This is a genomic window from Holdemanella hominis (genome assembly GCF_014306155.1).
Taxonomy (GTDB): domain Bacteria; phylum Bacillota_I; class Bacilli_A; order Erysipelotrichales; family Erysipelotrichaceae; genus Holdemanella; species Holdemanella hominis.
This window is the reverse complement of the sequence record NZ_JACRWH010000039.1, coordinates 1-19705: the sequence shown is the minus strand read 5'-3', so window position 1 is coordinate 19705 and position 19705 is coordinate 1. Positions and strand designations below refer to the sequence as shown.

The 19705-nt window shown below is 33.4% G+C and carries 19 protein-coding genes, 2 tRNA genes and 1 rRNA gene; 3 read left to right on the top strand and 19 right to left on the bottom strand.

What is annotated here, in order from left to right; all coding sequences use genetic code 11:
- From H8911_RS08880 to H8911_RS08835, 10 genes are all read right to left on the bottom strand, one after another.
- Window positions 1–452: RNA-guided endonuclease TnpB family protein (locus H8911_RS08880; RefSeq protein ID WP_186999397.1), on the bottom strand; the 452-nt coding region annotated here is incomplete at its 3' end.
- 23 nt (window positions 453–475) lie between these two features.
- Entirely contained in the window at window positions 476–877 is a 402-nt protein-coding gene (gene tnpA / locus H8911_RS08875) for an IS200/IS605 family transposase (protein ID WP_186999396.1), read from the bottom strand.
- 92 nt (window positions 878–969) lie between these two features.
- A complete protein-coding gene (locus tag H8911_RS08870) occupies window positions 970–1119 on the bottom strand; it encodes a hypothetical protein (protein WP_186999395.1) in 150 nt (49 codons plus the stop codon).
- Between the two features lie 95 nt (window positions 1120–1214).
- A tRNA-Thr gene (locus H8911_RS08865) sits at window positions 1215–1290 on the bottom strand.
- Window positions 1291–1300: 10 nt separating this feature from the next.
- Window positions 1301–1386, bottom strand: a tRNA-Leu gene (locus tag H8911_RS08860).
- A gap of 57 nt (window positions 1387–1443) precedes the next feature.
- A complete protein-coding gene (gene pepT, locus H8911_RS08855; RefSeq protein ID WP_186999394.1) occupies window positions 1444–2688 on the bottom strand; it encodes a peptidase T in 1245 nt (414 codons plus the stop codon).
- A gap of 99 nt (window positions 2689–2787) precedes the next feature.
- Window positions 2788–3777 (bottom strand): hypothetical protein, encoded by a 990-nt coding sequence (locus tag H8911_RS08850; RefSeq protein WP_222621004.1) that lies wholly within the window; start codon window positions 3775–3777, stop codon window positions 2788–2790.
- Window positions 3778–3965: 188 nt separating this feature from the next.
- Window positions 3966–4676, bottom strand: a complete 711-nt coding sequence (locus H8911_RS08845; RefSeq protein WP_186999392.1) for a LytR/AlgR family response regulator transcription factor — start codon at window positions 4674–4676, stop codon at window positions 3966–3968.
- A 327-nt stretch (window positions 4677–5003) separates the two neighbouring features.
- Window positions 5004–5264 (bottom strand): hypothetical protein, encoded by a 261-nt coding sequence (locus H8911_RS08840; RefSeq protein ID WP_186999391.1) that lies wholly within the window; start codon window positions 5262–5264, stop codon window positions 5004–5006.
- A 302-nt stretch (window positions 5265–5566) separates the two neighbouring features.
- Window positions 5567–6541, bottom strand: a complete 975-nt coding sequence (locus H8911_RS08835; protein WP_186999390.1) for a hypothetical protein — start codon at window positions 6539–6541, stop codon at window positions 5567–5569.
- Between the two features lie 338 nt (window positions 6542–6879).
- Between H8911_RS08835 and H8911_RS08830 the strand changes: the two genes are divergently transcribed.
- The gene (locus tag H8911_RS08830; RefSeq protein ID WP_186999389.1) at window positions 6880–7044 is read left to right on the top strand and encodes a hypothetical protein; all 165 of its coding nucleotides are present in this window, start codon (window positions 6880–6882) and stop codon (window positions 7042–7044) included.
- 206 nt (window positions 7045–7250) lie between these two features.
- Complete coding sequence (locus H8911_RS08825) at window positions 7251–7661, top strand: DUF6591 domain-containing protein (protein ID WP_186999388.1); 411 nt, start codon at window positions 7251–7253, stop codon at window positions 7659–7661.
- Between the two features lie 87 nt (window positions 7662–7748).
- Here the strand turns inward: H8911_RS08825 and H8911_RS08820 are convergent, their stop codons facing one another.
- The 3 genes from H8911_RS08820 to H8911_RS08810 form a co-directional block, all read right to left on the bottom strand.
- A complete protein-coding gene (locus H8911_RS08820; RefSeq protein ID WP_186999387.1) occupies window positions 7749–9419 on the bottom strand; it encodes a formate--tetrahydrofolate ligase in 1671 nt (556 codons plus the stop codon).
- Between the two features lies 1 nt (window position 9420).
- Window positions 9421–10653 (bottom strand): phosphoribosylamine--glycine ligase, encoded by a 1233-nt coding sequence (gene purD / locus H8911_RS08815; protein WP_117925736.1) that lies wholly within the window; start codon window positions 10651–10653, stop codon window positions 9421–9423.
- A gap of 123 nt (window positions 10654–10776) precedes the next feature.
- Window positions 10777–11100, bottom strand: a complete 324-nt coding sequence (locus tag H8911_RS08810; protein WP_003865930.1) for a cyclic-di-AMP receptor — start codon at window positions 11098–11100, stop codon at window positions 10777–10779.
- Window positions 11101–11300: 200 nt separating this feature from the next.
- Here H8911_RS08810 and H8911_RS08805 point away from each other — a divergent pair, with 200 nt between their 5' ends.
- The gene (locus tag H8911_RS08805; RefSeq protein ID WP_186999386.1) at window positions 11301–12674 is read left to right on the top strand and encodes a polysaccharide deacetylase family protein; all 1374 of its coding nucleotides are present in this window, start codon (window positions 11301–11303) and stop codon (window positions 12672–12674) included.
- A 44-nt stretch (window positions 12675–12718) separates the two neighbouring features.
- Here H8911_RS08805 and H8911_RS08800 read toward each other — a convergent pair whose 3' ends face one another.
- From H8911_RS08800 to rrf, 6 genes are all read right to left on the bottom strand, one after another.
- Complete coding sequence (locus H8911_RS08800; protein ID WP_186999385.1) at window positions 12719–13210, bottom strand: PocR ligand-binding domain-containing protein; 492 nt, start codon at window positions 13208–13210, stop codon at window positions 12719–12721.
- Between the two features lie 142 nt (window positions 13211–13352).
- A complete protein-coding gene (gene trxB, locus H8911_RS08795) occupies window positions 13353–14267 on the bottom strand; it encodes a thioredoxin-disulfide reductase (protein WP_117926708.1) in 915 nt (304 codons plus the stop codon).
- Window positions 14243–15700 (bottom strand): prolipoprotein diacylglyceryl transferase, encoded by a 1458-nt coding sequence (lgt, locus tag H8911_RS08790; protein ID WP_186999384.1) that lies wholly within the window; start codon window positions 15698–15700, stop codon window positions 14243–14245. The genes trxB and lgt overlap by 25 nt, the downstream gene beginning before the upstream one ends.
- Window positions 15678–16640, bottom strand: a complete 963-nt coding sequence (gene hprK, locus H8911_RS08785) for an HPr(Ser) kinase/phosphatase (protein WP_186999383.1) — start codon at window positions 16638–16640, stop codon at window positions 15678–15680. Before hprK ends, lgt begins: the two co-directional genes overlap by 23 nt.
- Complete coding sequence (gene uvrA / locus H8911_RS08780; RefSeq protein WP_186999382.1) at window positions 16618–19467, bottom strand: excinuclease ABC subunit UvrA; 2850 nt, start codon at window positions 19465–19467, stop codon at window positions 16618–16620. Before uvrA ends, hprK begins: the two co-directional genes overlap by 23 nt.
- Before the next feature lie 129 nt (window positions 19468–19596).
- A 5S ribosomal RNA gene (gene rrf / locus H8911_RS08775) occupies window positions 19597–19705 on the bottom strand; the annotation flags it as partial.

Genomic DNA, 19705 nt, shown 5'->3' with positions numbered 1-19705 from the left:
GATACCGTTGCACTCAGTAGTCTTCCTTTAGGTGCTCGTGTTTTCTTTATCTTTACAAGACCAATCTTAGGAAGCTTGACCTTATTTTCATAGAGTTCAATATTTCCATTCGTATATTTCGTTGTATACGAATAACGATGTGTCTTCTTCGATTTGAATCTAGGATATTCAGCCTTTTTTCGAAAGAAATTGATATAGGCCGTATCCAGATTCTTTACACTTGACTGTAGAGCCACAGAATCCACTTCCTTAAGCCATTCATATTCTTTCTTTAACGAAACTAGATCTTTAGCACATGCCGAATAACTCAATATGATTCCATCTTTTTCATAGGCATCCCTACGTTTTTCCAGGTAATGATTATATACAAAACGAGTGTAGCCAAAAGTCTTGGCCAGCAATATTCTTTGTTCTCTATTTGGATACATACGATACTTGAATGCCTTTTCCATGATGATTTCTCCTTATTGATTCGCTATTTTCTTTTTTGACTTCTTATATACTCTATAATCTGTTCTTCTGTATTTTCAGAAACTGTAGCTACAAAATAAGAAGGATTCCATAGATGTCCACCCCATAACTTGGATCTTAGATCATCCCCAAACTCTTTCATCAAGAGTCTGGCCGATACACCCTTCATAGCTTTTATAATATTTGGAATGTAATGCTGCGGCGTACAATTGATCAGCATATGGATATGATCCTCATCCATATTCATTTCCAAGATTTGAAAACCATTATCCTTTGAAATCTGAGTCAGCAGCTCTTTTAATTTTGTTGCGACCTGTCCATTCAAGACATCACGACGATACTTTACGCACCATACAATATGATACTGTATGGAATAGACATAGCCTCTTCCTTTAACAACTTCCATGTTTTTCCCTCATCTATATAATAACATATGTATGTATTTAAAGCACTATATTTATGATTTATTTTTAATTTATTTATTTAACATCTGCACATCTAATTCATCTCATGACTAAATTCACGAGTGTTCTTAGATTGCATTATAAATGCCTGGACCATTAAATGACCAGTTTGTTCTAATTTTTCAAATTGTGTTTCATGAATCTTTTTAATGATATCAAGACCCACTTCAAATACTTCTTTCATATTATTGTTTCTCCTTGATATGCATATTTCTTTATATTCATTATACAATAAGAAGAAAAATAAAAAACAGCCATCAAGGCTGTATATTGTTTAAGTGGTGCCGACTATAGGAATTGAACCCACAACCTACTGATTACAAGTCAGTTGCTCTACCAATTGAGCTAAGTCGGCATGATTTATGTGGTGCAGAGAAAGGGATTTGAACCCTCACGCGATCTCTCGCACTGCCGCCTGAAGACAGCGTGTCTGCCATTTCACCATCTCTGCGACTGAGTGTATTATACTAAAAATTCAAACAGTACGCAACAAAAAAATGTGACCTTTTTAACAGTCACATTTCGCATATATATCAATTAGATTCAATAAGATTTCCACATTCTTTTCCATTGACTGAATGGGAACATATTCAAAACGTCCATGCGCATTCTCATATCCCGCTGATAAGTTAGGACAAGGAAGTCCTCTATGAGATAAGGCTGAGCCATCGGTTCCTCCTCTAAATGGTTCTGTTTGAGGTGTTAATCCTACACTTTCAATGGCTTGTTTCAAATATGGAATCATAAATGGTACTTGATCAATCGCTTCTTTTAAATTACGATATTGAATTCTTTGTGTAATATTTACGGTACCTTTTCCATACTCTTTATTTAACATATCCACAATCATTTTTAATGTGTTATTACGTATATCAAACTGCAAGCTATCATGATCACGAACGTTGATTTCAATCTTGGCATATTCACAATCCCCATTAAAACTCACCACATGATAAAAGCCTTCTCTTCCTTGGGTATATTGTGGTTTTTCTAATGCCGGTAATTTATTTAAGAATGCATTTCCAATATCCACCGCATTTTTCATAATACCCTTTGCGGTAGCTGTATGTACTGAAATACCATGAATCTCAATCGTTGAAAGACTCGCATTAAATGTTTCATCCATATAATAACCCAAATGATCTCCATCTAGTGTATATGCGATTGGTGATTTAAAGCGTTCTAAATCTAAATCTTTAGCAAGTCCACTCACTTCTTCATCTGGCGTAAATGCGACAGAAATAAAATTATGTTTGACTTCTGGATGTTTCACTAAATACTCCAACAACGTCATGACAGCTGCAATACTTGCCTTGTCATCCCCTCCAAGTAGTGTTGTACCATCCGTTAAAATCAAATCCTGCCCAATATATTGTTTCAGATTTGGAAATACAGATGGTGACATCACAATATCTTTTTCTTTGTTTAAAACAATGTCATTTCCATCATAATTTTCTAGTACCCAAGGCTTCACATCTTTACCACTCGCATCCGGAGCTGTATCCATATGTGTCACAAAACCAATAGCTCTTCCCGATTTCACATTGGCCTCAAGAGATCCATATACTACACATGTATCTTTATCATAATATACATTAGTAGCCCCAATTTTTTGAAGCTCTTCATAGATAACACTAGCTAAATCATGCTGACAAGATGTAGTAGGAACACTTGTACTATGTGGATTGGATTCTGTATTGATTCTTACGTAGCGCATCAATCTCTCTTTTACTTGTTCATAAAATTCTGTCATACGAATTCTCCTTTTTTGTATATTTTATTCTTTTCCGAATAGAAATAAAAGAAAAAAGTACCTACGAGGATGTAGGCACCATTTAAAGTCCATACTTTTTTATTTCTTATACATAATAAGTCCATTGAAATATCCATTTTCTTCAAATGAATAAATTTGAATATATGAAAATTCTTTGAATAGTTTACCAAACTCATCGCATTGTTCTTGTGACTCAAAAACAACTTTAATCACATCTTGTAGTTTAGTTGAACATCCTTGGATACTAAGAACACTATTTTCTTTAATTTTTTCAAAGATAATATCAAATAAACATAGATACAAATTAATTTGTTCGTCATATTTTATACTTGAAAAAATATCTGTTGGAAGATTCATTGAAAGTTTTATGTGTTTATTTTCTAATTTACTTTTGTATTCATTTATAACTACAGACATTGCGATATTATTGGAATAAATCTGATTAAAATTTTCCAATACAATTTTTTCTATTGTATCTATACTTTGTGCATATTCTGCCTGATCCCCAGATTTTTCGATCCTGTTTTTTAATGTCGTGATTTCATGAAGCAATGAATGCATAAAATTAAAATTTGATTTATAGTTTCTATCCATCATATCAAATTTTATAGCATTAAATTCATTCTCCATCTTTTCTAATTTCAGTTCTTCTTTAATCTGTAAATTGTGAATAAAGCCATATTGAATTAAAAATGAAATGAAGATTAGAATTGTTAAAAAGAAGAAAACATTCAAGAATATTTGATTCTTCTGTAGGATTTCACGATAATCTTTGTAGCATAAGGCAATCCCTAAAAGGAAAACAATCGGAATCAACACAATGTATGTAAACTTAATTGTATTCTTATCATGATAGAACTTTGACAATGTAAATCCTATTGTATACGAAATAATCTGTGTTGTTAAAATCACAATTAAATATGTAGATGAATGTACATCTATTGGTGCACTAACAACATTAAAAATTTCTAAAAGCAGAACCGACACTAATTCTGAAATCGCAAAAATAAAATAAGCAAAAATAAAGTAAATCAATTTTTTAGGTATTTTACCTTTATACATAAACATAATGTAACATAGATTCAAAAGTAGAATAATCCATCGACCATAAAATGTCATTCCATTTTGATTTAAATACCACTGAATTAAAACGACTATAATATATGCCGGCAAGACAAATTTATTGTTTTTGAATTCACTAAAAGACCTGATAAAAAGTGTTAAAAACAATAAATTTAAAGATACTGATATTAACATCATAATGATTTAAATAAAGATCTATAATAATTGTCAATAAAGGCCTTTTTATAAAATTTTGACAAAGGAATTTTCTCATTGTTCGATAAGAAAAGATCTCTTTCATCTTTACTAATACCAGAAATATATTTAAGATTTACCACATAACACTTGTAAGGTTGCGCAAAGCCATATTCTGTTAATTTTTCAATCCAATATTTCAAAGGGTAACTTGTTTTTATTTGTACTCCATTTAAAAAGTGAAGTACAGTTGCACGATTTAAAAATTCAACATAGAGAATCTTATCATAGTGAATTTTATATGGTGCAATTTTAGAATCATAGAACCCCATATATTTTTGAAATGTCGCACCTAGTACATTCTCCATTTCTTCATTAAATATATTTTCATCAATTGGTTTCAAGAAATATCGTTTGGCATCGATAGAATACCCATCAATCAAATACTGTGAATATTTAGAAGTAATGATGATCATTAATTCCGGATAAACTTTTCTAAGTTTTTTAGAAAATTCAATTCCATTATTATTTCCGATTTCTACATCCAAAAATAATATGTCTACATTAGAAAGGGTATCCAGATTCTCATTTAACTTTAATTCAATACTGATCTTGTAATCGATATTGCGTTTATTAAAATAATGGATGCATAACTTTTCAAGATCTTTAGAATCTTTTAAATCATCATCAATAATCAATACATTCAACATAACCCTTTCCCCCTAATCTGTATGAATGAACGTGCAGAAAGTTGCTTCAAAGAACAACAAAAATATAACTGAAAAAATAATATTAAACATATTTAACCGGAATTATTCATGAAAATGTTTAATTTTAATATTTGTTAAATCTCTTAATCCCTATGAGAAAGCAAAAGAAACTATATATTCGGAAGGTTAAAACTCTTTTATATTAATTATACGTGTTATATTTGAAGAAGTCAGAGGATATTCCTTTTAATATCCTCTGACTTCTTAACATATAAATTATAAATTCTATGTACCAAAGTGATTCTTTATTTTAAAAGTTAAAAATTTTTATAAAAACCACCTGATTTTTTTTGCGTTACCTTTCTGAACTAAAAGCTTTTCTATTTGTTTTGCTTGTTCTGAATTTGGATCTATAGGAAAATTAACTAGACAATTTCCTTTTGTGACGATGCATAATTGATTATCAAGAAAAAAGTATTTTACCATATCTTCATATTTAAAATTTAAACTTCTTTTTTCTCCCTCAACTAGCCATTCGTCTTCTTCAAAAACAATTGCTTCTGGAAATTCATCTGTATCTCCATACATTATTCGTACTCTTTCAAAGGTATTTTTTACCCTTTTCTTTGTTATAATGATACAAACAATTTGAGAACAAATTAATAAGCTTGATATAACTATAAATAAGGCAAGAAGAATATCTTCGATACGTAAGGTTCCACAAAAGAATCCACAACAAAAAATGGTGATGGGAGTAAATATTAAAATGAAAATTAATAATATTTTATTAGTATAGAGTGAAACATTTTTTTTAATACATTCTCTACCATATTTTTTGTCATAATATATTCTATTTTAATCATATTGAACCCCTCTCTTTTTTTTATTTTCTACCACATCTCTATTGGTTTTGTATCTGAACTAAGTTGGTTTACACTATTTGGACAGTTGCTTTGCATTTCCTGATTCAAGGATTCATCTGTAATATCGATTGGATAAAGATAAATCATGTTTTCAGATATATATGCCGTATATTCCGCATCATAATCATAAACTGGAATCAAATCATAACAATTCTCAATACTTCTAGGTTGAAGGGTGACATTCACTTGCGATCCATACATTTTTTGCTCAGCCACATATGTACCAAGGATACCTGTATTCCCGTTTTTATCTAATTCTAAAAAGGTTTGAATTTGATATCCTTTGGCATTGATATCTGCATTACTGAAATACTGTATTGCATCTAATGATTCATTGTAGTTTGTATTTTCATCAAACTGTACATCTTTGAACAATTCAGGAAGATTTACAAAATCCGTCTTTGAATAATCTAAATCAAACTTCTCTTCAAATTCTTGAATCAAAGTTCTTTCTCTTTCCATCATTTCTTTTAAAAATGGTGTATCGTCAAATAGAACTGAACCGTCATTTTGAATTGTTATATCTCCTGAAGCTGTGATTGTGTCAAAATATAAAGGTCCATGATAGATAGCATTCATATAATCCATAGAATACTTCTTATACTCTGTATCCGTCGATTGAATCGTTAGTTTTTCATTATTAATGGTTTGATCATCTTCGATTGTCTGCAGATCATAGATGTATGTGATTCCATCTTCTTGAAAACCATAAGAAACGGTGGCATTTTCTTCTATATTTTGAATAAATATTCTAGGATGATCTTTTACATTTTCCTCTACGGATATTTTCCATTTTCCTTCTTGATAATCCTTATAATCCAAAGCCTGTGCTGTTACATTCCAAAAATCTTCCGGTACTTGATTTTTTATTCCATTTATCAAATATAATACAAACAAAGAAAATACAATACCTATCACTACTATTATTAATATAATTGTCATTTTATTTTTCTTATTTCTTGATATTTTCCTCATGTCTTGCACACATCCTTGCACACATCTTTTATCCACAGTCTTAATGTATGGATTATTTATATTATATATTATATAGTCATTTTATAAAAATTTTATTCTTGATGAACAAAAGGTCATTTTTTTGAATAACACGTTAATAAAAGACATTGATTATACGTTTATTCTCAGAAAAATACAATAGATTAGGTGTTGAAAAACTAGAAGACATTCAACTAATCAAATATGAAGTTTAACATTAGAAAAAGACATTGTAATTTAAAAACTATCCTCTTATTCATTTTTATGTCCTTTCATTCAAGGAGGTAGTGTCAAAAATCAACAGTCTACTTTTAATGACTGGATGCTCTTCTACACCTACCATCACAAACACAAATAATATTAAGGAGTATATTCTAAAGGATAATGTAGCTTATGATTCATTCTCTTCATATAGTGATTCAGATACAATTATTCGTTTGCCAAATGGATAATATATACATGGAACAAAAGAAGTGAATGGAAAATATTATGATAGTGATCAAGATTCAGGGGCCGTTCAGGCAAAAAAAGCTAAATATTATGCTTTACTAGCTATGGATGTAAATAACTATTAACTGAAGAATTTGAGGGATTCAATGATTCAGATGAGGTTTTCTATAATAAGAAAAATGGTGGCTTCACAGATGCATCTACAGTCATGGATGAAAATGGTAACGAAAAAGACTTAGCCAATAATCCAAATTATGATTCTATGACAGTAAAAGAAGCAAAAGAAAAAGAATACAATCGTTTGATCCAAGAAGATGCTAAAGAAGAAAAGAAAAATCTGTCTTCTCCAGTAAGTGAATTAAACTCATTATTGCCAAAAACAGATTCTATTTCACGAACGGTTTTCAACAAAAAGAATAAATATGCCATTCATTATTATGAAGTAGAAGAAAATGAATATTTTGACTACATAAAGAAAATAAAGGAGAAAGGTTTTGATTCCATGGATCCAAATTCTCCAGAAAAATCTTTTTTAGGAGTTAACAACGATAATATATTAGTCAATATACACTATGATGCAACAAATAAAATCCTTGATTTAGACATTCGAAGACAATAAATTTAAATTGCTCAAACAACATTTAGTTGTCTGAGCTTTTTTAATACAAAGAAAAAAAGACTGGAATTTTTCATCCAGCCTTTGACATTAGAATAATCCTACGATCTTACCATCTTCATCCACATCCATGTCTAATGCACTTGGATGTTTTGGAAGACCTGGCATTGTTAATACTTTACCTGTTAGAGCAACAATGAAGCCTGCACCTAAACTTGGGCGTAATTCACGAACTGTAATTCTAAATCCTGTAGGACGACCCATTACTTTACCATCATCTGATAATGACATTTGTGTTTTGGCCATACAAATTGGTAATTTATCCCATCCTAATTCATTGAACTTCGCAATTTGTGCTTGTGCTTCTTCTGTAAAATCAACACCATCTGCACCATATACTTTCTTGGCAATGGTTTCTACTTTTTCTTCAATTGACTTATCTAAATCATATAAAGGAGCATAGTTATTTTCTTGATCACATAACGCAACTACTTTGTTGGCTAAATCAATAGCACCTTCTCCACCTTTTGCCCATACTTGAGATAATGACATTGGGTGGTTGTTTTCTTCGCACCATTTTTCTAATGCAGCTACTTCAGCCGGTGTATCTGTCGCAAATTCATTAATCGCAACAATGTATGGTAAACCAAATTGTTGTACGGTATCAATATGTTTTGCTAAGTTTTCACATCCTACAAGCATAGCCTCTACATTTTCTTCTTTTAAATCTTCTAAGGCAATTCCACCATGTTGTTTTAAGGCACGAATTGTCGCAACGATTACAACCACATTTGGTTTAAGATTAGCCAATCGACACTTGATATCCAAGAATTTTTCAGCGCCTAAATCCGCACCAAATCCAGCTTCTGTAACTGTATAATCTGCAAGTTCTAGACATGCTTTTGTGGCAATGACAGAGTTACATCCATGCGCAATATTCGCAAATGGACCACCATGAATCAATACTGGATTATGTTCAAGTGTTTGAACAACGTTAGGCAATACAGCATCTTTCATAACCATAGCCAATGCGCCTTCTATACCCAAATCATGTACATATACAGGCTTATCATCATAAGTATATGCCACAAGCATTTTTCCAAATCTTTTCTTTAAATCCATTAAATCATCTGCCAAACATAAAGCTGCCATGATTTCACTTGCGACAGTAATATTAAATCCGTCTTTACGTTCAACTCCATTGGCTTTTGCACCACAACCAATGGTAATATTACGCAAAGTACGATCATTCATATCTAAACAACGTTTGAAAGTTACTTTTTCAGGATCAATATTCAATTCATTTCCCTGATGAATCACATTATCTAAACATGCACTAACTAAGTTATTAGCTGTTGTAATCGCATGCATATCTCCAGTAAAGTGAAGGTTGATATCTTCCATTGGTACAACTTGGGCATAGCCACCACCTGTAGCTCCACCTTTTAATCCAAATACTGGACCTAAACTTGGTTCACGTAAAGCCATCATCGTTTTCTTACCTAAACGATTTAAAGCATCACCTAAACCAACAGTTGTCGTACTCTTTCCTTCTCCAGCCTTAGTAGGATTAATGGCTGTAACTAATACTAATTTTCCATGAGGATTATTTTCAATGGATTTTAAATAATCAAAAGACAATTTAGCTTTATATTTTCCATAATGTTCCAAGCTATCTGCAGGAATTCCAATTTTTGCGGCAACCTTTTCAATTGGTTCCATGACACATTCTTGTGCAATTTCTAAATCTGTTTTAGCCATTTTACATATCCTTCTTTCCAATATCATTTCTGTGAAATAAATCTTTACATTGAATCTTTTCTAATTCTTTATATGTATGATCAAATGCAGTCTGTAAGTCATCTTCTAGAGTAACGACCATTAAAACACGGCCTCCATCTGTGACCAATCCTTCATCTGTCATTTTTGTTCCCATGTGGAAAACCAATCCATCTACATCGTCTACACCTGTAATCAAAGATCCTTTTGTAGAGCTTGCAGGATAGTTTGTACTTGCTAAAACAACACCGTGACTGACTTTATCTGTCCATTTTAGTTCAACTGGTTTATTATCCATTAAATCTAAAATAGCTTGGACAAAATCACTTTCTAAACGAGGCAAAATAACTTCGGCTTCTGGATCTCCAAAACGTGCATTAAATTCAATTGTTTTGATACCTTTTTCTGTCAACATCAATCCACCATATAAGAATCCAGTGAATGGAACACCTTCTTTAACCATAGCACTTGCCATTGGTTTCATAATTTCATTCATAGCTTCATCGATAATTTCAGAAGTAATCTTCTTAACCGGACTATAAGATCCCATACCACCTGTATTTGGGCCTTTATCTCCATCAAATACACACTTGTGATCTTGGGCTACTTCTAAAGGTACAACTGTTTCATTGTGTACTAGACAGATCAAAGAAAATTCAAATCCAAATAAACATTCTTCAATCACAACCGAATTATTTTCAATTGCAAAGGCAATGTCTAAGGCTTCCTTAGCCTGTTCTAACGTAGAAGCTACTGTAACACCTTTTCCAGCTTTTAAGCCATCTTCCTTAATAACAATAGGAGCTCCCTGTTCTTGTACATAAGTCCATGCAGATTCTAAATCATAGAATGTTTTATATGCAGCTGTTGGAATATTGTATTTTGCCATAATTTTCTTGGCAAAATCCTTACTTGATTCAACCTGAGTTGCTTTTTTGTCTGGCCCAAAAATCTTTAGGCCTTCTTTTTTAAACGCATCTACAACACCTAGAGCTAAAGTTGCCTCAGGACCTACGATGGTTAAATCTACATTTCTTTCTTTTGCCAAAGCGACAAGACCTTCTACATCATTGTCTTTCACATTGACACATTCTCCAATTTTTTCCATTCCAGGATTACCTGGAGCACAAATCAACTCATCACACAAAACTGAGCGTTTGCATGCATACGCAAGTGCGTGTTCACGTCCGCCCTTACCGATAACTAGTATTTTCATTGCGTTTTAATCTCCTTTTTCTTTACCATTCAATCATAACAGAAAAAAGCCCCTAATGGGTCTTTATTCACAATTTTTTTAACAGAAAAAAGGTAGAACATTATATTCTACCCCCTTTGTTTTCTAAACCTTTAAGAATTGTGCTACATCTAGCACGAAAATTGTGGCTCCACCAACAGTAACTTCCACAGGAAAACTTGCATAACGGCCAATGTCATAACTAGCTGTACTAGGTACAATTTCCGTTCGCTTACTTGAATATTCCTTGATGATATCTATAGCTGCTTCTACTTTTTCGTCTTCACAACCAATGATCAACGTTGTATTGCCTGCGCGAAGGAATCCACCAGTCGTTGCTAATTTAGTAACAGAAAAACCATTTTTATTTAGTGCATTACTTGCCACTGGACTATCGTCATTTGATAAAATTGCTAGGATAAGTTTCATAGTGCTTCCCCCACCTTTCTAAGGTTATTATATAAGAATTTATGCGCAACTACAACAAGAAAAAAGAACCATAATCTTTAGAACAATTTCTCTTATTTCATGTATAATAGATATAGAGTTTAAAAGGGGTTAATTATGTTTAGGGAATTTAATTTTTTGTGCACAAAAAAAGACTGGACCATATCTTTCGAGGGTCAACTATGACAAATAAAAAAAGGAAAGATACTTTCGGAAATGGCTTGATTGCTTTTTTATTTATATGCATGATATTTTTGATGGGTTATGCTTTTAAAAATCCTATATTATTATATTCTACAAATCCAGAAGTAGAGATCAATCATGAGTATGATCCAAAGACAAACATTCAACAAGTCTTCTATCATTCGGATTCTAGTGTTCAAGTTTCAAGTGATATCGATACTAAAAGAGTAGGTAATTATACAGTTACTTATCAAATAAAAGACTATAAAAAAACGTGTACAGTCTCAGTAAAAGATACGAAAGCGCCAAAGCTAAAAGTTAAAACGTACACCACCGATTTAAAAGAAGATGTGAAGCCCAATTCTTTTGTAGAAAGTGTTGAAGATGATTCAAAGGTTACCTTATCTTTTAAAAATAAAGTGACTAAAGATGAAAAACAAACAGTGACGATCATAGCTAAAGATGCATATGGAAATTGCACAATGAAAGATACGACACTTACGTTAAAAAAAGATATTGAAAAACCTGTTATTAGTACAGATCCAATTCATGTCTATACAGATTCAAAACCGAACTATAAATCTTATATTGAAGTAACGAATAACTTAGATTTAAATCCAAAGATCAAAATCGATTCTTCAAAAGTAAAGACAAAAAAAGAAGGCACTTATAAATTAACGGTTACGGCAACGGATCGTTCTGGCAATAAGGCTAAGAAAAAGATTAGTGTCGTTGTTGAGGAACCTGCAAAAGTCGTTTATCTAACATTTGATGATGGTCCAAGTGAAAATACAGATAAAGTATTAAAGATACTAAAGAAATATGATGCGAAAGCTGCATTCTTTGTGACTGGAAACAATCAAAAATATAATGATTCCATTCGAAAAGCAGAAAAACAAGGAAATACAATTGCACTTCATACATATACGCATGATTATGCGACTGTCTATTCATCTACAGAAGCATATTTTAATGATTTACAACAAATAAGTGATATGGTTAAACAAATCACAGGAAAAGCTCCAAAATATATTCGTTTCCCTGGTGGTTCAAGCAATATGGTTTCTGCCAACTACTCTCAGGGTATTATGTCAAAACTTGATAGTATGGTACATGAAAGAGGTTATGAATATTTTGACTGGAACTGCTCAAGTGGGGATGCCGCTTCAAACAGCGTACCTGCTCAAACAATCGTCGATAACTCAACGAATTGTAACTACGATCAAATTATGTTGTTGTTCCACGACTCAAGTCCTAAAACTTCTACAGTTGAAGCTTTGCCAGCCATCATTGAAAACTATAAAAATCGTGGTTATGTATTTAAAGCGATCAGTGATGATACACCGATATTCCATCATGGAGTCAATAACTAAGTCAGCAATTTGCTGGCTTTTTTTATACAAAAAAATCGAAGGAATTAACCCTCGATTACTGCTTTGTAGTACTTTAATAGATCTTGCATCAATTCAATACTTTCTTCAACCTGATCTTCATTCATCACAACAACTTTTGTGTAGTTATGTAAAAGTATAGATCTAGAAACATTATATGTTTCTGCCAAATGATTGACCCAATCCTCTGCTTCTAAGCCTTGCTGCTTTGTAATAACACCTTCTGATATAATTACACCTTTTACGTCTGCAAACGATACGGGAACACTCCATTTGATAAGTCCAGCATGACATGCATACTTTTGCGGTTTATTTGATTTTAAAGCTCCTGTATAATTTTCAAATGTACATTCATCACATTGACGTAATGCAGATGAACTTGTTTTTAAACATTTACAAAAGAAATTCTTTTCCTTTGCACTGCTAATTTCTGTCTCGTCTTGCACGAAATAGCATCTTAATCCAGTAATATGGTAATACGCATCCATCACCTTTTGGATAGCTTCTTCAGGCAACATAATATAGCACCTCAAATCCTTTTCTTATCTTAATTAAATCACTTTCAGTGACTGATTTCAAGCGTATTGTAAGCCGTTTCAATCACTTTGGCCGCTTTTTTGTAAATTAAAACCAGATGTTTCCATCTGGTTTCTTGAACTATTAAATTCCTTTTATTTTATGAAATGCATGCTGTGCTGCAATGGCACCATCATTACATGCCGTAATAACCTGTCTTAAATTTTTATCAATGACATCGCCTGCTGCATAAATTCCTGGAATTTTTGTTTGACGATCATCATCGACTAGAACATAGCCACGCTCATTTAATATACCTAAATCTTGTACGCAATCCGTATTTGGATCTTGTCCAACATAAGGGAAGATACCTGAACATTCTATAACTTGTTTTTCATGAGTATCCACATTTTCAAGTTCAATACCGGATACTTTTCCTTCCGAACTTAAAATTTGAACAGGAATATGCTTCTTAATGACATGAATCTTTGCGTTCTCTTCAATTTGTTTTTGAATATGTTCTTCAGCTCTAAATACGTCTCTTCGAATCACAATAGTAACACTGCGCGCAAGCCCAGCAAGATAAATCGATTCTTCTAATGCCGAGTTTCCTCCACCAATCACTACAACCTCTTTATCTCTAAAAAATGCACCGTCACAAACTGCACAGAAAGAAACACCATGTCCTAGATTTTCATTTTCCCCAGGAATATTCAATAAACGTTCCTTTGTTCCTGTCGCAAGAATGACAGCTTTCCCTTTCACAACATTCCCATCGTTTAAATATACATTTTTATTTTCATCGATTTTATTGACTTCACCATACGCATATTCAGCTTGAAAAGATGTTGCTTGTTCAAACATATCCATTGCCAACTGTGTACCTTCAATATCTTTTATACCTGGATAATTACTGATTTTATTTGTCTTAATCAATTTTCCACCTGGCGCTCCATTTTCTAATATCAAAGTTTTAAGTCCTGCCCTTGAACCATATAATGCTGCGCTTAAACCAGCAGGGCCGGCACCAACTATTACCAAATCGTATTGTCGCTCCATATGCGATCCTCCTTACATAATGATACTAACTGCATTAAATCATCGATGACCTTACATGGATGTGCTTTTTCTAAAGCTTCACGTTGTTTTTCATCTACACTAAACCCTACAGAATAGGCAGCCATATTTTTTGCGGCTACAATATCCGCAACATTATCACCAACATAAATACAATCGTCATGACTAGTATGTAATAAGTTGCATGCTTCAATCAAGCCAGATGCACTTGGCTTAGGTTCGGGCAAATTTTCTTTTCCCAATACAACCTTGAAATAGCCATCTAAACCAGCTTGTTTTAGTCCTCTTTTCACCACTTCAATACGCTTATTTGATACTACCGCACACTGTATATTTTGTTCTTTTAACCCCTCTAACATTTCTTTAGCATGAGGCACTTCCTTTAACAGATTTTTATGCAAAGATTTATTGATTACTTGATAACGATCAATAATACTTTCTAACTGATCTTCTGGGAAATACTTTGAAAAAGTTACTTCTAGCGTTGGTCCAAAGAATGAATATAGTTCTTCATTTGATAATTCATAATCGGGTTTTAATTCTTTAAAAACTCTTCTAAATGTTTCAAAAACTAATTGTTGTGAATCAATCAGCGTTCCATCCAAGTCAAACAAAACAATCGGTTTATTTTTCCAGTGAAAAGCTTTATGAAATACGCCCATTAAGCCAAGACAACCAACAACCATTAAAGCTAAAGATACAAGTTGAGCTGTACGAAGGCCAAATACCATTAAAGAATCGGTTCGCATTCCTTCAACCACAAAACGTGTAATTCCATACCATACCATATACATAAATCCGCAGTCGCCGCGTCTTTTATACCAATGCTTACGGAAAATAAGTGTGATAAACAAGAATCCTAATAGATTACATACACTTTCAAATAAGAAAGTAGGCATACGATAGGCTCCATCAATAAACATTTGATTTTTAATAAACACTGGATAATGCGCAAAGAAACTCTCAGATACAATCCCACCATAGGCTTCTTGATTCATAAAGTTTCCCCAACGCCCAAAGGCTTGTGCCAATAACACAGTTGGCATAATCAAATCAAACATTCTAAGAAATGAAATGTGGCGTTTCTTAAAGAAGAATAAACTAAAAATAGTTCCTGCAATCAAGCCTCCATGTATGGCCAAACCACCGTTCCAAATGGCTACAATTTCATTTAGGTGTGAAGAATAATAATTCCATTCAAAAATAACATACCATGCTCGAGCTCCCAAAATTCCAATAAACAACATAGGAACTACATAATCATCTAGAACTTCAGGTGCATATCCCCATTTTTTCATTGTTCTTTGACATAGTAAATAAGCACATAATGCGCCTGTTAAAATTAAAACGGCATACCAAGCAATTTCTAAAGATCCAAAAGAAACAAAAATTCTAGTGTTCGGAAACAGATGCATCGAATTCCTCCTTCTTATTCTCGGATATTTGCGATAGTACTCGCTCTTCAAATTCTTTAGCTGAATCTAAGCCATCTTTCAACAATAAGAAGTTTGTCACAGCCGTTTCAATAACAGATGACATTGGTCGTCCTTGAGAAACCGGAATAGTCATCTTTAAAATTTTGATTCCTAAAATCTCATTGTATTCTTTTTCTTCAATTCCAACTCGATCATATTCATAAGAATCATTAAATGGCTCTAAATCGATTTGAAATTCAATTTGTGTTTCATGGGCAACAGCTCCTACTCCATACATGCGAGAAACATTAATAATTCCAACACCTCTTAGTTCCATGAACCCTTCTAACATAGGTGTCGTTCTTCCTACCAAATCATCGTGTATTTTGTAACAATCAATACGATCATCACCGACTAATTGATGGCCTCGTTTGATAAGTTCCAAGGCAATTTCGCTTTTTCCCATACCACTTCGACCGGTAATCAATACACCAACACCAAATACACGCACTAACTCTCCATGAATGACTACAGATTCTGCAAGACATTCATCCAAATAGTTTGTGATACTAACGATTGCGTGTGATGTTTGATATTCTGTTTTAAACACAGGAAAATTTTTACGTTGTGCTATCTCTTTTAAAACAGGAGGGCACTCATGCCCATGTGCAACCACAATACATGGTGTACTATCTCCTGTCAAAAATTCATAAGAACGACGCTGAGAAATTTCATCCATCTGCTCTTCGATATATCCTATTTCTTTATCTCCAAGTACGACAAGACGTTTTGTTTGTGTGTCTGGAAAATATCCGGCTAATTCTAATCCAGGGCGGTTTGTATCTGCCAAAGTTAATGGACGATTTAATGAGTCTGAATCCCCAGTTACAATAGTCCACATGAATTTTTTAGCTAAATCACGAACAATTACTTTTGCCATGGTCTCCTCCTTTTTCTAGCATTGGTTTTAAATATTGACCTGTATAACTCTCTTTACATGCAGCAACCTTTTCTGGAGTTCCCGTACAAATCACAGTTCCTCCTCCTTGTCCACCTTCAGGTCCCATATCTATAATTTGATCTGCACATTTGATCACATCCAAATTGTGCTCTATAACTAATACTGTATCACCGTGTTCTACAAGACGTTGTAGAACATCAATCAATTTCTTTACATCATCACTATGCAAACCTGTTGTTGGTTCATCAAGCACAAATAATGTTTTTCCTGTTGCCTTCTTTTGAAGTTCACTTGCCAGTTTAACACGTTGTGCTTCACCACCAGATAAAGTCGTAGCACTTTGACCTAACTTAATATAAGAAAGTCCTACATCGTTTAATGTTTGTAGTTTATGTTTGATTTTTGAAACATTGCTGAAGAATTCCAAGGCTTCTTCAACCGTCATATCCAATACATCCGCAATCGTCTTACCTTTATACTGAACTTGTAATGTTTCTTCGTTGTAACGCTTTCCACCACATTGATCACAAGGTACATAAACATCTGGTAAAAAGTGCATAGAAATACGTAAAATTCCATCGCCTTGACAGGCTTCACAACGTCCACCTTTCACATTGAATGAAAAGCGTCCTTTATCATAACCTAACATTTTAGCTTCTTTTGTCTGCGCAAATAAATCACGAATATCATCGAATACACCTGTATATGTAGCAGGATTTGAACGTGGCGTTCTACCGATTGGATCTTGTCCTATTTCAACAATTTTATCAATATTTTCGATTCCTTGAATTTCTTTACATACCCCTGGCTTAATTCTTAATCGCCCTAGTGCATGTTGTAAACCATGTGTTAACACTTCTGTAACTAATGACGATTTCCCACTTCCTGAAACACCAGTCACAACAGTAAATGTACCAAGTTTAATAGTTACATTCACATTTTTTAAGTTGTTTTGACTCGCTTTCACAATCTTTAGTTTCTTGCCATTTCCTTTGCGACGTATTGTCGGCACTTCAATTCTTTTACGTCCACTTAAATAAGCTCCTGTAATTGAGTTTTCGTTCTGCATAATTTCTTCCGGTGTTCCCACCGCAACAATTTGTCCGCCATGCACACCGGCACCAGGTCCTACATCCACAATATAGTCACTTGCTCGCATTGTGTCTTCATCATGTTCAACCACAATTAATGTATTGCCTAAATCACGCATATCTTTTAACGCACCAATCAAACGATCATTGTCTCTTTGGTGTAAACCAATACTTGGTTCATCCAGAACATACATAACACCCGTTAAGCGGGATCCAATCTGTGTTGCCAAGCGAATACGTTGCGCTTCTCCACCTGATAAAGTGGATGCTAAACGATCAAGAGTTAAATAACTAAGTCCAACATGATTTAAAAATGAAAGACGGTTTTTAATTTCTTTGACCACTAACTCTGCAATCTTAGCTTGTGTTGGCGTTAATTCTAACTGATCCATAAAATCGATGGCTTCACTAATACTCATTTGCGTCCATTCATAAATGTTTTTTCCACCAACAAGTACAGATAGTGCCTGTTTATTTAATCGTGCTCCATGACATTTCGGACATTGAGCATCTGCCAAGAAAGAACCGTACCATTCTCGAGACATCGTTGAAGTAGTTTCCATATATCTACGTTCAATCATAGGGCAAACACCTTCAATGCATTCTAGCTTTGTTGAGACGATTCCCGAACGAGAATTCAACTGGTATGCGATTGGTACATCTGAACCATATAATAAATAGTTAAGCTTCTTCTTAGGTAAATCTTTGATAGGTGTATCCATGTCTATTTCATAATATTTAATAAGCGCATGAATTCTCTGCCATTCTAGATTTTCTGTATTTACAATATTTTTATAATAATGAATGCCTCCTTGGGCAATTGATTTGGTATCGTCCGGAATCAACAAAGATAGATCTACTTTCTGTGTAATACCTAGTCCTTTACATTCTGGACAAGCTCCGAAAGGCGCATTAAATGAAAATAATTTAGGTTCTAGTTTAGGTACAGAAAAACCACACACTTTACATGCATAATTGCTTGAAAATAATGTTTCAGAATCATTCGTTAGTAAAATAGCTAAACCATCGCTTAATTTGAGTGCAGTTTCTAATGAATCATGAAAACGCGAACGATCATCACTCTTTACAATGCGATCAACAACAACATCAATTGAATGTTTCTTGTTCTTATCTAAAGGTTCAAGTTCTTCAAGATACTTAATTTCTCCATCAATACGAACACGAATATAGCCTTCTTTCATTAAATTTTCTAAAAGATCTTTATGTGATCCCTTTTTACCTTGAATAACAGGACTCAAAATTGTACATCTAGTTTTATCAGGTAGTTCCATGATCTTATCAATCATTTCCTTAATAGTATTTCCAGTAATAGGAATATGGTGATCAGGACAATAAGGGACACCTATACGTGCATATAATAAACGTAGATAATCATAAATTTCGGTAACTGTTCCTACAGTTGAACGTGGATTATTAGATGTAGTTTTTTGATCAATTGCGATGGCTGGTGATAATCCATCGATTTGATCAACATCAGGTTTTTCGCTATTGCCAAGAAATTGTCTAGCGTATGCGGATAGAGATTCCATATATCGACGTTGTCCTTCAGCATAAATGGTATCGAAGGCTAGGGACGTTTTTCCACTTCCAGAAACGCCTGTCATAATGACTAATTTATCTTTGGGTAGTTTTAAACTTATATTTTTAAGGTTGTTTTCACGAGCACCTTGTATTGTTATGTACTTTTGGTCCATAATAAACCTCCTTTACATTTTATTATACCATAAACATCTATTCATGATATGTGAAAAAATGTGCAAGGAAAAAGCCAAGTCTAAGTAAATAAAAGACTTGGCTTTTGAATATAAAAGGCAAAAAAAAGGACCCGGCAGCTAGCTATCTTCGCAGGGGCAAGCCCAACTATTGTCGCCGTGAAAGTGCTTAACTTCTGAGTTCGGGATGAGTTCAGGTGTGTCCACTTTGCTATCGCCA